General features: G+C 70.8%; 5 protein-coding genes. All 5 read right to left on the bottom strand.

Going from position 1 to position 16,720, the window contains the following annotated elements:
- Nucleotides 1–48 precede the first annotated feature (48 nt).
- On the bottom strand, nucleotides 49–3,333 hold the full coding sequence (locus ACZ6C6_RS15800) for a S8 family serine peptidase (RefSeq protein WP_469203071.1): 3,285 nt from the start codon (nucleotides 3,331–3,333) through the stop codon (nucleotides 49–51).
- A 62-nt stretch (nucleotides 3,334–3,395) separates the two neighbouring features.
- A complete protein-coding gene (locus ACZ6C6_RS15805; RefSeq protein ID WP_469203073.1) occupies nucleotides 3,396–7,157 on the bottom strand; it encodes a S8 family serine peptidase in 3,762 nt (1,253 codons plus the stop codon).
- A 244-nt stretch (nucleotides 7,158–7,401) separates the two neighbouring features.
- A complete protein-coding gene (locus ACZ6C6_RS15810; RefSeq protein WP_469203075.1) occupies nucleotides 7,402–13,392 on the bottom strand; it encodes a hypothetical protein in 5,991 nt (1,996 codons plus the stop codon).
- Nucleotides 13,393–13,486: 94 nt separating this feature from the next.
- Complete coding sequence (locus tag ACZ6C6_RS15815; RefSeq protein WP_469203077.1) at nucleotides 13,487–15,772, bottom strand: hypothetical protein; 2,286 nt, start codon at nucleotides 15,770–15,772, stop codon at nucleotides 13,487–13,489.
- Nucleotides 15,773–15,927: 155 nt separating this feature from the next.
- On the bottom strand, nucleotides 15,928–16,671 hold the full coding sequence (locus ACZ6C6_RS15820) for a GntR family transcriptional regulator (protein ID WP_469203079.1): 744 nt from the start codon (nucleotides 16,669–16,671) through the stop codon (nucleotides 15,928–15,930).
- Between the last annotated feature and the right edge of the window lie 49 nt (nucleotides 16,672–16,720).

Consider the following 16,720-nt stretch of genomic DNA (forward strand, 5'->3'; position numbering starts at 1 on the left):
CCCTCAGGGCCTCCGCCGGTGGGGAACGGACCGGCGGAGGCCCCGTGCCTACTCCCCGAAGGCCACCTGCGCCTCGCCGGAGCAGCGGTCGGTGCCCGTGTCGCACAGCTTGTACGTGTACGCGGTCCGGCGGCTGCCGGTGATCAGGTCGGTCCAGCGCCCGGTGTTCGGCACGGTCGCGACCACCTTGCCGTCCCGGACGACCCGCACCTTCGCCGTCGTCGCCCCGTTCCAGGCGAGGGACGCGGTGCGCAGCAGCTTGCCCGGGCCCGCCTCCGCGGTGAGCTCGAAGCGGGCGCCGACCCTGACCTCGACGACCCGGCCGGGCGCGGTCTTCGTACCGAAGTACGCGTAGGCGCCCTGGGGGTCGATCACTCCGGAGATCAGCCCGTCCTCGTTCTCGCCGAGGGTCACGTAGCCCGTGGACTCGAAGCGTTCCAGGTCGACGGTGACGACATGGCCCGGAACCGACAGCGTGCCGAAGGCCGCGAACCGGCCCGCCGGATCCATCACCGCCGAGAAGAAGGGACCGCCGCCCGACGGAGCCAGGACCCCGTCCCGGGTGAAGGACGTGAGGTCGATCCGGACGATCTTCCCGCCGCCGGCGCCCTCACCCGTGCCGAAGTAGGCGTGGCCGTCGTCGGGCGCGATGACCGCCGACCGCAACGGGCCCTCGCCCGAGGGCAGCGTGAGCGAGCCGGCCTCCTTCATGGCCGCCAGGTCGATCTTGACCACGCGGCCCTGCGGGCTCGTCACCGTACCGAAGTAGGCGAACTCCCCCTTGGAGTCGATGACCCCGGCGTCGAGGAAGTCGTCCCCGGCGCCCAGGGTGACCGCGCCGACGCGGGTGAACGTGGCCAGGTCCACCTTGACCAGCCGCCCCGGCTCCGTACCGGTCCCGAAGTAGGCGTACTTCCCGGCCGGGTCCATGAGCGCCGAGCGGACGTTGCCGTCCTCCGCGCCCATCACCATGATCTTGTCCAGCGTGAAGGTGTCCAGGTCGACGCGGACGAGGCGGCTCGGGTAGGCGGCGACGGCGAAGTAGCCGTACTTCCCGGCCGGATCGATGACCGCGTCCTGTATGACCTTCTGGCCGACCCCCACCGTCAGCGTGCCGACCTTCTTGAACGTCTTCAGATCGACCTTGGTGATGAACCCGGGCAGCGGATCGAACGGGTTGTCGGTGCCGAAGTACGCGTAACGCCCCTGGGGGTCGATGGCCGCGGCGTGGAGGTCCCGCTGCATGGCCGACGTGCTCACCGCGCCGGTGCGGGCGGGGATCGCGGTGCCGCTGCCGTGGACGCGCACGGTGTGCGCGAGGCCCTCCGCGTTGTCCAGGAGGGTGACCTTCCCGTCCTGGGCGGTCTTCGCAGTGGGCCGGAAGCTGAGGTCGAGCGTGCAGTGCTCCTTGCGCTTCAGCCGGTAGGGGGCCTTGCCGCAGGTGCCGGGGCCGGCCACGAACGCGCCGTCGTGGTCGGTGACGCGGGTGACCGTGACCGGCTCGCTGCCGAGGCTGGTGAGGGTGACGGTGACCGGGCCGCCGGTCGTCCCGACAGGCACGGTGCCGAAGTCGATGTCGTCCGGCGTGACGGACAGGACCTTGCCGGGCCGGGCCGGGAGGCGGATGTCGGCGGTGGCCGGGGCGGACTCGGCAATCGTCACCTCCGTCTTCGTGGCGGTGTAGGCCGGGGAGGACGTCGTCACGGTGTAGTCGCCGATGGTGGCGAGCACCGTGTACCGCCCCTCGGTGTCGGTCGTGGCCGGAAGCCCCACCGGCTCCCCGTCGGCGGTGAGTTGCACGGTGACGCCCTCCACGGGCTCGCCCGTGGCCGCGTCGGTGACCGTGCCGTTCAGGGTGCCGGTGGTGCCGCGCGGCGCCTTCTCGACGGCGGCGTGGATGTCCAGCCTGCCCTGCCCGTACACGTTGTTGTCCTGCGCGGTGCCGCCGCAGGAGACGTCGGACACGTCGACCGCGGTCTCGTCCAGGAGCCTGCGGGTCGCGTCGATGTCCCGTGCGACCGCCGGGGCCGCCGACCACAACAGGGCGATGGCGCCCGCGACATGGGGCGCGGCCATCGACGTTCCGCTGCCCACGGCGTACTTGCCGCCGGGGTACGCGGAGCGGATCGCGACACCCGGCGCCGAGACGTCCGGCTTGATCAAGTCGTCGTCGAACTCCGAGGGGCCGCGGCTGGAGAAGGAGGCCACGTTGCCGTCGGCGTCGAACGCACCGACCCCGTAACTCTCCTTCAGATTACCCGGGTTGCCGTCGGTCCCGCAGTCCGGGCCCTCGTTGCCGTTGGAGAAGACCGGGAAGATCCCGGCCGCCACCCACGCCTGCACGGTCTGCTCGAACCACGGGTCGGCACCGGCCGCGGCGCTGCCCCACGAGTTGTTCACGACGTGCGGGCGCAGTTCGGGACGCGGGTTGCGGCCGTTGGCGTCGGTGGGGGCCAGCATGAACTGTCCGGCGGCCAGCAGGTCGCGCTGGTTGCAGTTGCTGGTCGAACAGCCCTTCGCGGCGATCCACTTGGCGCCGGGGGCGACGCCGACGTGGTTGCCGGTGCCGCCGTCGCCGGCCATGGTGCCGACGGTGTGGGTGCCGTGGCCGACGTTGTCGCAGGGCGTGGAGACGACGATGCCGCAACTGACGGTGGGGTCGTACCAGTTGTAGGCGTGGGTGAAGGTGCCGTCGCCGTTGTTCCCCCGGTACTGCTTCACCAGTGCCGGGTGGTCGTACTGGACGCCGGAGTCGATGCTGCCGACGACGATGCCCTCGCCGGTCGCCCGGTAGTCCTTCCACACCTGGGGCGCGCCGATCCGGTCGACGCCCCATTCGACGTCGTCCACGGTCGGCTCGTCCTGCGCCGCCTTCATCTCCGGCAGGGCGTACGTCCGGTCCCCGGTGACCCGGTCCACGTCCGGCAGGGCGGTGATCCGCTTCAGCAGCTTCGCGTCGCCCTTCACCTCGACGGTGTTGGCGATCCAGAAGGGCGTGTACGAGGCGTCGGCGTCCCGCAGCACGTCGATCAGGGCGGCCTGGCTGGTCCGGGCCGTCTTCCGGAGGCGGCTGCTCACCTCGCGCCCCTGCCGGGCCCGGTCCTTGATCCGGGCGGCGCCCTTGAGGTCGGCCTCTTCGCGGAGGTAGACCCAGAAGGTGGCGCTGCCGCCGTCCGCGAGGTCGCGGGTCAGGGCGCGCTCGACGGACGGCCGGGCTTCGTCGCTCGCGGGCGCCGCCTGGGCGGTCGTGGCGGCGGGGAGTCCCGTCGCCGCGAGGCCCGCGGCGAGCAGGAGCCCCCAGGCGCGTCGCGGTCTGCCGTGTCTCGGTGTCATGGAGAGGTGAACCCTTCCTGGTAGGAGTGGGCTTGCGGTTCCGTCGTGCCCCGCGCCCCGGGTCAGCGGTGCAGCGCGTACGCCCGGACCACGGTCTGCCGGGTGCGGCTTCCCGCGTCGTCCCAGGCGGTGACCCGGAGCGTGACGTGCTCCGCGCCGGTGCGCGGGTGGTGCAGGACGGCGGTGGCCGATCCGTCGGGGCGCACGTGCGGCCGCACGGAATCGGTCCAGGTCGCGCCGTCGTCGTAGGACGCCTCGACGCGCATCCCCGTGACGCGCGGGCCCCGGTAGCCGTCCGGGCGCAGGGTGCTGACGCGGACCGGGAAGGCGCGCCCCGCGCGGGCGGTGTTGTCGCCGTCGACGCCGAGGTCGTAGCCGAGCAGGATCACCGGCAGGACGGCGCACGGGTGGTCCGGGCCGTAGACCTCGGCGCAGCCGGCCGCGGTGGCTCCGGCCGCGGGCGCCGTCGAGCGGAAGGTGTACGTGGTGTCCGTGCGCGTTCCGAGGGTTTCGAGGGCGTTGGTGCGGCGCACGACGCTCTGGTCGATGCGGTATTCGGCGTCCTCGGGCACGAACAGCTGGGCGGCGGGCACCTGTCGGCCGTCGCGGCGGTAGGTGAAGGTGCTCGTGGAGGAGCCCATGCCGTAGTGGGCGGGGTCCCCGTCCCCGTAGGGCGCGAGCAGGAAGCTGGCCCCGAGGTCGGAGCGGCAGAGGGCGCAGCTGATGCGGCGCGGCAGGGTGGGGTGGATGGGCGCGGCTCCCCACACCCGGTCCGCGGTGGTGCGGGCGCGATGGGTGGCCGGGTACTCCTCCAGGTAGGTGTCGGTGAGGTCGGACGCCCTGACCGTCTGCGCGTACTGGCTGTCGTCGGCGTACACGTGGTCGGTGCGGGTGCCGGGGGCGAGGTGCCGGGCGGCGACGCGGAACGTGGCCTTCTCCCACGGGTGCCGGACCGTCAGGATGTCGTCGGCGATCCGGGGGGTGCCGTCCGCGTGGAAGGTGTTCACGAGCTGGGCGAACCGGTCCGTCGGGACGGTGAGGGCGGTGCGCTCCGGAATGGCCCCGGCCGAGTGGAACGGCGCGGTGTACGTGAAGCGGCTGTCGGGGCGGCCGTCGAGGGTGACCGCGACGGGCCCCTTCGCGAGGGCTGCCAGGAGACCGGCGCCCTGTTCGCGGCTGACGGCCAGGCCCGGGACCGTACTGGTGCCGCTGTCCTGGATCAGGGTGGCCCCGTCGGTGGGGCGGATCGCGAGGACGGCGGCGGCGTGGTGCCGGGCGGCGGTGGCGAGGGCGGGCGGGAGCCAGCCGTTGGCCCGGACGACGGCCAGCTTTCCGGTCAGGTCGCGGCCCGCGTAGTCGGCCTCGGTGCCGGTGCCCACGTCGACGGCGGGCAGCTCGCGGTCGCCGGTGAACCGCTGTCCGAGGTCGGGGGTGAGGAGGTCGAGCGGGTGCGTGGTGGTGCCTGCCCGCCAGGTTCCCCGGACGAGCGGGTCGCGGAGCCGGTGCTCGGCGGTCAGGTCGAAGGTGCCGTGCTCGGCGGTGGTGTGCGAGGCGATGGCCCCGTACCGGGTGGTGCGGTCGCTGACGCCGCTCGCGACGCCGATCGCGGCGGTGGCGCCGTCGTCCAGGGTGCGGCGGGCAGTGACGCCGAGCGCGGCGCGCTCCAGCGGGCGGTCCTCGCCGTCCACCCGGGCGGTCAGCTCGTGGGCCTGCCGGGCGTCGATGTCCACGGTGGCGTCGCCGCCGACGGTGAACTCCGGTTCGGCGAAGGTGTCGACGGCCAGCGGGACGCGGTTGGTGTCGTAGGTGGTGACGAGGGCCTGAAGTGCGTAGTCGCCTTCCGGGAGCCGCGTCTCCCAGCTGCCGTCCCCCATGAACGTGAGGCTCTGCAGCTCGGCGTCACCACTGGCCATGTCGAGTATCTGAAGGTTCGTCTGCCCGCCGGGCTTTCCGTCGCGGCCGGTGAAAGTGAAGTGCACGGTGTGCTTCGGGGGTTGCTCGGTCCACCCGACGGCGGTGGTCAGGTGGGTGCCGTCGCCCGTGGCGGTCAGGTAGCCGTCGTAGCGTCCGGTGCCGGTACGGGTGGGGTCGACGGTGAGGGTGACGGCCGCGCTGCCGTGGGCGGGGACGGTGACCGTGTCGGCGGAGAGGGCGGCTCCCCCCTCGGGGACGGTGGACCCGCGCCCGAGGTCGAGGCCGAGGCTCAGCGTGACCTCGTGGTCGCCGTCGTTGGTGTAGACGACGTCCCGGTCGGCCTTCTGCTCCTGGTCGCGCAGGTCGCCGAAGTCGGCCGTCCCGGTCGCGGTGACCGACTGGGCGGAGGCGCGGTCCACGGCGACACGCCCCGCGCCCTGTTCGTAGACCTCGTCGCCGGGGCTCGTCCGCGCGGCGGAGACCAGCGCGTCCTTGAGCCGGGCCGCCCGCCACCCCGGGTGCTGCTGCGCGAGGAGGGCCGCCGCTCCGGCCACGTGCGGGGTGGCCATGGAGGTGCCGTCCAGAGCGGTGTAGTACTCACCGGCGTCCCTGCCGATGTGCGTGCCCGCGGCCCGGGCGGCGACGATCCCGACACCCGGCGCGGTGATCTCCGGCTTCAGCGCGCCCAAGGCGGTCGGCCCGCGCCCGGAGAAGGCAGCGAGGTGGTCCTGCCGGTCGACGGCGCCGACGGTGAGCGCGGTCCGCGCGGTGCCGGGGCTGGCGACGGTGGACCGGCCGGGTCCGGTGTTGCCGGCCGCGACGACGAACAGCGCCCCGGAGGACTCGCTGAGCGCGTCCACGGCCTCGCTGAGCAGGTCGCTGCCCTCTTCGGTGGGCGCGCCGAGGCTCATGGAGACGATGTCGGCGCCCTGTGCGACGGCCCACTCCATGCCGGCGATGACCGTGGACTCGTCACCGTTGCCCGCGTTGTCGAGCACCTTCCCGACGAGGAGCCCGGCGCCCGGCGCGACGCCCTTGTACGTCCCGCCGGACGCGGCCCCGCTGCCCGCGACGGTGCTCGCCACGTGGGTCCCGTGGCCGCGCCCGTCCTGGACGTCCTGGCCGGGTATGAAGCTCTTCGAGCCGAGGACCCGGCCCTCGAAGTCGGGGTGCCCGAAGTCGATTCCGGTGTCCAGCACCGCGACCTCGACCCCGCTGCCGTCGTAGCCGCTCTTCCAGACCTCGGGGGCGCCGATCTGCGGCACGCTGACGTCCAGGGTCGCCCGCACCCTGCGGTCCGGGCGCACCACGGCCTCCGGCCCGTCCAGCACGGCGCGGCAGAACGCGTGCAGCGAGTCCTTCTCGACGTCCACGGCTGCCGCGCCGACCGAGGCGAGCGGGGTCCGGTGCGTGACGCCCGGGACGTCCCCGGCGCGCGCAGCGAGCGTGGAGCGGGCCGGGGTGCCCGCGTAGTCGACGATGAACGGCAGGGTGTCGCCCCCGCTGTTTCCCTGCCCGTCGGCGGCGAGGCGGCTCACGTTGAACAGCTCCCGGTCGAGCCGCCCGGACGCCAGCCCCTCCCCCGCGCTGTCCGGGATGACATAGGTGTCCCCCGAAGGCCCCTGCTCGGTACGGAAGGTGGTGGCCGTCCCCGCCGCCGGACGGGCGTCGACCGAGACGCGCCCGTCGGCGTCGGTGGTGACGGTGACCGTGTCCCCGGTGACCAGGGTGACGGTGTCGCGGTGCGGGGCCTGACCGGCGGCGGTGCTCTGCGTGCGCACGGCGACGGGCGCGGTCCCGGCGGCCTGTCCGGGGAGCACGGGGCCGAGGAGGGTGAGGACGAACGCCGAGGCGAGGAGCGCGGTGCCACGCGCCGCTCCTCCGCCGCGTCTGACGGGACCGGTGCGCATCGTGGCCTCCTGGCGAGGTGCGGCGCCGGCAGCGGCTGCCGGGCGACGGACGAACGGGAGCACAGGCACGGGCCGGGCGACCGCTGAAGGCAGCCGCGCGGCCCGTTGCCGGACATCCTCGGCTCGGCGCCGCGGTCAGGCATAGGAGATACGGGTGGCGAGGATGCGACATGTCGCCTGTTCGCCGGGGTGCCTCCGGGTGGGAAGGTTCTCGCCCGGAGGCACCCTCAAGGGCAGACGGAGGTCAGCCCAGAACGGCCATGCACTCGCGAAGGAGCGGCTCCAGTCGCAACTGGGCTTCCTCACGCTCGAATACCTGCAGAGCATCGAGGCATGTGATGATCCAACGGGCCTCGTCCTCGTCCTCGATACGGACGGCCACGGCTGTCACCGCGCTCTCCCCATCGAAGGGCTCGTCCTTGAACGCGTCCACGAGCGCCCGGTACCCGGTGGTCAGCAACTGATCCGCGTACACGCCGGTCGCCTCCGCGAAGGCGCGAGCCTCGGCGACGTCCTGACGCAGATCGGTCAACCGATCCAGTACCGCTTCAGGATCACCGATTTCACCGTGCAGGCGGTGGGCCTGATTGACGAGATGTGGCCAGCCTCCGGTCAGCTCATGGAGTCGCTCCAGACGGTCCTCCGTGTGAAACCTCTCGACCCGCTGTGCCCAACTACGCAGGCTCCTGCGGTCGTGCCGGCGCAACGCCACCGGCGCCGCCGATGTCGCCTCGTCGCCCATGAGCAGGGGTCGCCAGAGACCCAACTGGGAGGGGTCTGTGACGACGACCACCGCGCGTGTCACCCCCGGCGTCGCGGGAAGCAAGGCCTCTGCCCAGTCCACAGCCTGTCGGGGGGCCTCGGGCCGGGCGTCGGGGTAGCGGGCGAAGTCGCTGATGACGACCCTTCTCTCGCGCGGCCTTCCTCCTACCAGCTCCTGCTTGTAGACGCTCGGCTTCCCTACGGGCGGCAGCGTCCAGTCAGCGATGCGCCCTGCCACGACACGAAGGGCCTCCCCGACGTCACCGACTCCGGTCGCGGCAGTGCCGAGGACAACCCTCGTCTGATTGGATCGCTCGCCGAGAAGGTCGTCGAGCTGCGTAATGGTGAGCGGTGCCGGCCGCCCGTCAGGCAACTCGGGGCGCCCCTCCTGCACGATGCTCTCCTGAAGCTCGCAGTCCTGTTCCGCTCGGAGCAAGCGGGCGTCCACCTCGTGCGAGGTGCCGATCATCCGCAGGGCGTTCGGCCCCCTCAGGTGCCATCCCTGACCGTCGTGGTTGGGGGCGAGAATGCCCAGCCCCACCATCTCGGAGAGGTATGCACGGAAACCCTCGGCGTCGAGCTGTTCGAAGCCCTTGGGCCAGAACGTCTCGCATTCCTCCCTCAGTTCGGCGTCGCTGAGCCGCACTTCCAGGCCGCGGTGGCGTGCGTGGTAGGCCAGCACGTTGGCGATCACGTCGTAACGGTGATCGAGACTCAATGTGTCCTTGAAGGCCGCCGAGATGCCGTCCCTGAGCCCCGTGTCCGCCTCGACGATCTCGATGTCCGCGTTCTCCACCGCGTACGGTGGCCCCTCCTCGGTCCCCCGCCGCGTCCGTTTGCGGTGCATCACCTCGACCAGCCGGTGACCGAACATCTGAAGGAGAAACGGCTGGTAGGAGCAGTAACCGAGCACTCGGTTGACGAGGTCCATGTCCTGGAACTCGAAGCCGAGCGCCCGCATCGGATCAACGAGCAGATCAGCAGCGGACTGCGGTGCGAGCGGCCCGATCACCTTCGGAGTCTGTGCGAGATGCCCGAACGGCCCGTTGCTGGCGAGCTTGGAGAACCGCTGTACGGAGTGCAGCCCGGCGAAGACGACCTTGGCCCTGTCCTTGGTGTCCGATCCCAGGCCCTTGAGCTTCTTCGTCTGGTCGAATCGGGGGGCGTCCGCCTCGAAGAACTGGTCGCATTCGTCGAGCAGGATCAGCAGGCTTCGCCGCGATTCCCCGTCGAGCCAGGACCGGATGCCGGCGCGCACCCGCTCGGCGATGTCCTGCCGTGACTTGCGGCCCGGCTGTCCTCCCAGCACCTCTGCGGCCCGGAGTTCACGGTCGAGGACGCTCCAGAGGGCCTCCGGACCCAGTGAGCTTCCCTTGCCGATGTTCTCCTGGTCGAGATTCACATACACAGCCATGTGGTAGCCGGGGCGCTGGCTCTCGAACCGCTCTCCGGCATCACTCAGCAGGGCGGACTTGCCGAGCCCTCGGCCGCCGAAGATGACCTGCGTGCCGTACCGGTCGAGCACACTCTTCCGTTCGGCGTCGCGCCCGTAGAACATCTCCCCGCCGATCCGGCCGCGCTTCTCCCTGATGTACGGGTTGACGCCCGAGAACGGCAGCAGAGTCTGGGTGGCCGTACTGACCTGGCGGTTGCCGCGTGCGGCGAGGTAGGCCAGGGCGGCGTCGTCCACGACGAGCATCGGTTGCAGCCGACCGGAGCCGACGGCGAGTTCGACGCGCGCCTCGCGGCTGAGAGTGCCGAAGTAGAGGACGAGGAGACTTGCGCCACTCGTGTCCCGCTCCGCCAGGCTCATGACGAACTCGGCGGACGGACGACCCCAAACCATCAGCACGCGGAGGCTGCCGCCCTGCTCACGGATCTGCGAGCCGAATGCCGGTGCCTTCGCCCTGCCGTTCGTCTCCACCTCGGTGGCCTCGAAAAGGCGGTACTCGCGCCTGCGCAGATGTGGGGACCGCTCGTCCAGCGGTCGGGCGCTCTTCGCCTCGTAGCCCAGCAGTTTCAGCAGGGGCGGCAGCTGCCGGCGTGCGGACACGTCCAGCCGGTCCTTCGGTTCCGTCGCACCCAGCTCCCGCCACTCGTCGAGAACGTCGGCAGCCAGAGCAGCCTCGTCGCTCGAAAGGCCGCTGTAGTCGAGGACGGGGACCCGCAGATGCTTTCCGGCGGACCGCACCAGCTCGACGAGACTGCGGTCGATGCCCTTGGGCAACCCATCGGGGACGGCCGGGAAGAACTCGGTCAGGTGGGACTCACCGCCGTCGATCTCCGGGACGTCCTCCCCGATCTCCAGGAAATAAACGAGGTCGGCCGCAGTGGCAAGGCCGCCCGTGTCCAGGTGCCGAAGTACCTGTGCACGCTGCTCGGCGGTGGGATCCAGGGCGTCGAGTCTTGCCCGGATCCGGTCGGCTGCCTGCTGCCGGAAGGCCGGCAAGTCGCCTCGTACGGTGTCGAGCGCCCGCCGCACGACCACCAGATCGTGCGTGCCCGCGCTGTCGAGCGCGTCCTTGGCGTCGGCGAGCAATTCCTGCAGTCGCAGGTCCTGATCGTCGGTCACCGCGCCGTCAGCCTGTGCGCGATGCAGCTCGGCAACGAGGTCGTCGTGCCCCGCCCGCAGCTCCGCGCGCCGGGCCGTGGCCCTTGCCTCGATGTCGGCGACCGGCGGAGGGGTGAACCCCCGGGCATCGGGGAGCAGTCCGCGCTGTGCCAGCTCCACGAGGGAACGAGCGGCGGCGAAGGCGTCCTGTGCGATTCGCTCGGCGAGCCCGTCCTGCCAACTGCGGCCCACGGCCACGAGCAACTCGTCGAGCGAGGGCTGCTCGTCAGGACGATTCCGCACCTTGAGCAGTTCGGCGTCCAACACGAGCTCAAGGTCGATCGCACCACCGAAGCGCGTGTTCGTGATCCCGACGTCGCCGGCCAGCAGATCGAACAGCTCCCGCATGGAACTGCGCGCCGCGCACGCGGTCGCGGCCTTGACGACATCCGTGCTTCCCTCGACCTGCTCCAACTCGGCCAGTGCCATGTCCTTGCCGTCCAGCAGGGAACGCCGCAGGGAGGAGATCTCCTTCACCGCCCGGTTCCCGTCGGAGCGGTCACCACGACGGATGGTGTCGACCGCGAGACACCATTCCTTGGCGACATCGACGGCGCGTTCCACGAGGTGCACCAGATCCTGTCGCCCGGACCCCTGGAGCGGCTTGCCGCTGGGTGAGCGATGCCTTCGGTCCATGCGGTCGATCTCGGTACTGACCTCGCCGAGTTTCGTGAGACGTTCGACTTGCTCACGCACCTGAGCCACCTCGTCACGGCGGTCCCCGGACACCGTCCCGAGAAATGCACCGAGAAGACCGCCGTCGGCCAGCCACCGCTTGGCGATGTCCGTGGCCCGCGCAAACCGCAGTCTGGGGGCAACGAGCAGAAGACGGCTCTGTTCGGTCAACTCCCTCAGGCGTCCCTCCGCTCCGGAGATGTCGGCGCTGACGGCCAGCGGGGACGCCATCATCAAAGCACCGCTGAGAGCACGGTCGGCGACGGCGGCCGCCGCTTCCGCCAGCCGTTCCGGCAACCGGGGCACCAGAGCCTTCAGCTGGGCACCCGCCAGGTGGTCTCCGGTGATCAACGCCGTCCGCAACAGGGCGGGGAGAAGCAGGAACTCGCTCCCCTCCGCATCACGGCCCGCGTAAGCGCCGTACTGCTGAAGCAGATCCGCGGTGACCCGGGCTCCCTGGCTGTCGCCGGAGGTGAGCACGTCGGCGGCGCCGGCCAGACGGAGCGCCTCGGCCTGCGACTCGGGGTATCCGCCACCACTCGCGATGTGGTGGGCCAGTCCGAAGCGCCGGTCCCTGATCAGCCGTGTCAGGGCTTCCTCGACCACGGACTCCTCGGCCACGACGTCGCCGGAACCGTTGTCTTCCGCGGCTTTCCCGGCCGCCGCCGCAGGCTCGTCCCGGGGTGCCGAGATCTGGGCGTCGTCGCCGTCGAGCGGATCCTGCACCGACGTCGAGGGCTGCACCTGAGCCTCCGCAGCAGGCGAGGCGGCCGCCTCCGAATCAACGGTGCGGGACTGTTCGCCGGAGTCGGCGGACTCCTCCTCCAGGCTCTCTTCCGCGGGCAGCCCGGTTTCGGTGCCGGCCGGTTCGGTCACCGGTTCCGCCTCTGCCGCACGAGGCTCCGCCCCGATGGCGTCCGTCGTGTCGCCGTCGGATTCGCCGGACGGTGACAGGGTCAGTTCGGGTGCCACGATCGCTGCCATGGCGCACGTCGGCAGCACGCGGACCACCTTCTGCTGGAGCCCGAGGATCTCCGCGGCCGCGTCCGGGTCCCGCCCGAGCCGGATGAGCTCGGCCAAGTCGGCGAGAGCGGCGCTCTCCTCGCGTTGCCGCTCGCTCCAGGACGGCGCTTCGATCAGACGACGGGCCGTCTCGCGCACGGCCTCAGTCGCAGGGACGGCCGGGCTGTCCGACCGGCATCCGACGGTCAGCAATGCCCGGAGGCTCTCCCGCGCCCGACGGTCGTGTTCACCCGCCTCCCAACGTTCCTGTGCGGCCTGCTGCATGTCCTTCAGCCGGTGCGGAACCCCGTCCAGCCCGGCGGCACGGAACACCGCACCCGCATGGTCGAACGCGACCGTCAATGCCTCCAGGCCGGCCAGGTCAGCTGCCTGCGGAGGGCAGCCGTTCGCGATGGCGTCGGACACATTCCGCGCCGCTTGGCCGGCCTGTTCCAGTACCGCGTCGAGTCGGCGGCATGCGTGCACGGGATCCGGCTCGGCCGCTTCACCCACACTCACTTCCTCGACATCCAAGGGAGCTGAGCCCGCTGCGACATGCTCGGCTACGACGACCTCCCGGTGCGCGGTGTTCTGCGAACCCCCGCAACCGGGCCACGCGGCGGCCACGGACCGAGCCTCTTCGGCCACCAGGGCAAGGCGGGCGCACTCGGCCTCGTCGACGTCCGCCGCGAACCACGTCTGGTCCGCTGCCCAGGCCAGGAGGTGAGCGTCCTCGACAGACGCGTTGCACCAAGCGAAAACCGCGGCTCTGACCAGCGTCGCCCCCCACCGGGAAACGGGGTCGGCGACGGCCCGGCCGTCGCTCGTCAGGGCAACCGTACTGATCTGACCGAGCACTGTGTATGTCAGGTCCCTGAGCCCGCACGTGCAGGAGCGTTGCCGTGCTTCGCGTCGCAATCTGGCGAGAATGTCCCTGCACAGTGCGTTGCCAGCCCGCCTTGGCGCTGCCATCCGAATGCCCAGGTGTCCCAACAGCCCCTGGCGACTTTTGGGCGGCAAGGAGTTGAAGGCCAGCTCGACCATGTCGGCCGTGAGAACGCTCAGGGCAGTGGCGGCGGAGGTCTCCATGGCATTCAGCGCATCGGCCAGACCTTCCAGATCCTTGGCCGAGACGGTCGGAGGGGACAACGGCGGCCCCGTGATGACGCGGTAGCGATCGTGCATGTACGCCTGCCCCTTTTCCGGGTGTAGGAATGGCTGCTGGGCCGGTTCGCTCGACGCCGAGGAACCGGGAGGAGAAAGTGATGTGGGTACGGAATCAACCGCCGCGTGCGTGCTCGGTGACGAATGTGTAGCCAGGCGGCAGCTCCCAGCCATCCGCTTTCCCGAGCGCGCGACAGTGTTCGCGGAAGGCCACCCGCTGCGCACTGCTGGCGAAGCAGCCCGGTCGCAGGCGTCGTAGATGACCGGCGACGAATTGGAGTACGAGCGTTTCCTCATGGTCCGCTTCCGTGCCGCCCCATGGGCGGGTCAGCCGACGCCGAGCAGGGCGGTAGCCGATGAGCGGGATAACGGTCTGTCCCTCACGCGCCGGATAGTGCGGTTGGCCCCAGGCGTCCCGGCTGCCGACTGCCGGCTTCAGGAGCCCCTCCGCGAGCAGCGCCGTCACAGCTGTCTCCAGGGCGGCTGCCTGCGAGAGTGCGAGCTGTTCTCCGTAAATCGCACTCGGCAGAACAGAGCGGTCCAGCAAGGCGTGGCCGTCGAGAGTGAGCAGTCCACAGCGTCGGACGGTGCGCATGATCAACCCCCGGGGGGTGAGCCCGACCGCACTGTCTCCGAGGCGGCTGCTTCCTGGGGCGTCTTCCCTGGTGAGGACGCGGAGGTCGTGGCAGTGACTGATCACACGGTCGCCGATTTCCACCGCCTTGGCGAGCGGAATCGTCGCCATGCGGATGGTTTCGGCCCCCCGGGCCCAGCGCAGCTCCAGCACCAGGCCGGGCAGAAAGTCACGCGGCCACGCGAGCCCTGTCAGCCGCCCGGCGCCCAAGTCGAGTTCCGCGGTGACGTCCTGCGTTTCCTCGTGTTTGCTCAGAACTCCGTCGACGTGGTCGAGTTCCACGCGCATCATGAGTCGTGGGCCGTGAGCGCTGCGGAGTTCGCGCGTGACGTCGGAGTGCAGGGAGAACCACCCGTCGATGAGGTGGCGCAGTCTCAGGGGCTGCCGCCATACGATCTCATCCGCGTCGTTCCTCAGCAGTTCACCGGGGCCGAGGGAGGCACCGTCGGCCAGCGGCAGGTCGACCGGTTCCGCCTCAGCGCTTGATGCGGACGGTACGGGGAGCGTCGAGGACCATCCGCGCCCTGCCGGACGCAGCGGATCATCGGCGGCTTCGGCAGCACCAGGGTAACGGGTCCGCCAGATCCCTCCGCTCTCGAAGTCGTCATCGAGCGTGACCCGAGCACCGTTCTCGAACAGTCCCCGGTCGCTGTCGCCGCGGACCACATCGGCAAGCGTCACGTTCGCCCGGCAGACGGCTGTGACGTACCCCACCTCCTTCATCAGTTCCTTGGCGCCCGGGAACTGGCGGAGCCGAGGTCCGACCGGCGTGTACGCGGTGATCGGGGCGGTGACACCGTGGCGCCGCCTGGCCGGAACGGCCGCGTGCTCGACTGCGGCGGCAAGGGCCCGGAGGTCGTCGCCGCCCAACGGGCCGGCGTCGCCCCAGCATTCAGCCAGGGAGGCCCGGGTCATGGCGTAATGCCCCCAGGTGCGCAGTAAGACACTCGATGTGAGAACGCCACGGATCGTGTCGAGCAGCCCGAGCAGCCCCACCCTCAGATCGTCCGTACCGGTACCACCCACCAGTTCGGCGAGGGAAACCGGCACGAGGGGACTGAGCAGGTGCTCCCGGGCGGTGGTCAGAAGATGGTCCACGTAGGCCGAGAGCTCATCGCGCCGAGCGGCGTCGGGAGACGGGTAACAGACGTCCACGACAACATGTCCGTCCTCGTTGATCCAGCGCCGACGCGTACGCAGTCGGTGAAGTTGGGCGGGCGACAGGCTGAGTGCCGGGCCGAAAGCACGGAGGTCCGGTACAAGGAGCTCCCTTCGATACGGTGCCGTGCCACTCCCCGGCTTTCCGGGTCCTTCGGCACCGGCGGGTGCCCCGGACACCCAAGCAGGGATGTCCCCGGCGGCCCCCACGCCCGGGTGGGCACCCTCGCGGTGGACGATCTCCGCGTAGAGCGGGTCCGAGCCCGTGGTCACGCAGACCATGGCGCCCACCGGAAGCACCGGAGCCGATTCTCCGAAGGTGATGACGGGGAAATCGTCGAGGCTCAGAGGGCTTCCGCCATAGCCGTCACCACCGAGGTCGTAGCCGAAGTACGCGGCGTTGAACGCGACAGCCGTGTGCACAGCCATCCGCCGCGCTGCGACAACGGCTTCGAGATACCGCAGCAGACGTGACCGTTCCGAAAGAGACGTGGCGTGGTAGCCCTGGACCATGGATCGGGTCAGCAGAGCCTGATCGCCGTAGGGATCGGGCACGCCCGTGCGCGCGTGATCGTCGGCCGTTGCTGACTCATGCGGATCCCCACCCATGTCACCTCCGCCGCATGACGGACCACCCCGGCCGGCCTGCGGTAACTCCCGGAGAGTACGCCGATACGCAGGGTCCCTGTGGCGTTTTCTTCTTTCCAGCCATGGATCAACGCAGGTACCAGCCAACGGCAACCACTGGTCGGGTGCACCAGGCCCTACCCCTCCGCCCCCGTGAACGCCCGGCGGAGCGTCAGGTCCACCACGCTCGTGTCGAACTGCACGATCGAGTAGACGACGGCCGAGCCGCCCGTCGTGTAACAGGTCTGGGTGATCTGCACGAGCGGGACCGGATGCGGGTTCGCGGGCGTCGCGAACGCCTCGCCGGACAGGGCGCCCTGGAGCTTGCCCTCCATGCGGTGCAGGATCTCGCCGGACTGCTCGCGCAGGAGGCCGATGAAATCGACCTCCACGTCGTGCAACCGGGTCAGGTCGACGGTGCGTCCGCCGATCGTCTTGAGGCACCAGTCGCGCAGATGGACCGCGGGCCGCCCGTCGACCGTGAAGACGCGCTCCACGTACCAGGTCTCCGCTTCGTCCTCGGGCAGGTCGATGTGGGCCGCGATGTCCGGGTCGGGCCTGACCGAGGCGTGGTGCCAGTGGGAGAGGCCGGGTTCGTGGCCCGCGTTCTCGATAATCTCCTTGACGGGGATGATGTCGGTGACGCTGAAGGAGGCCGGGGGCACCGGAGCGAGGACGGTCGTGCCCACGCCCCAGCGCCGCTGGACGAGCCCTTCGGCCACGAGGAGGGCGACGGCCTCGCGGACGGTGTTGCGGCTCAAGCCGATGCGCTTGGCGAGTTCGGCCTCGGGGGGCAGCCGGTCCCCGGGGCTGTAGTCGCTGTTGATCAGCGCGCGGAGCTCTTCCGCCGCCTGGGCGCGGAGCGTTCGTAGCCGTGTCAAGGGTTCTCCATCGTCATGAGCTGCCCGCAGCCGTGCGGTGCCGTCGGTC

Source organism: Streptomyces sp. NPDC041814 (assembly GCF_055590565.1).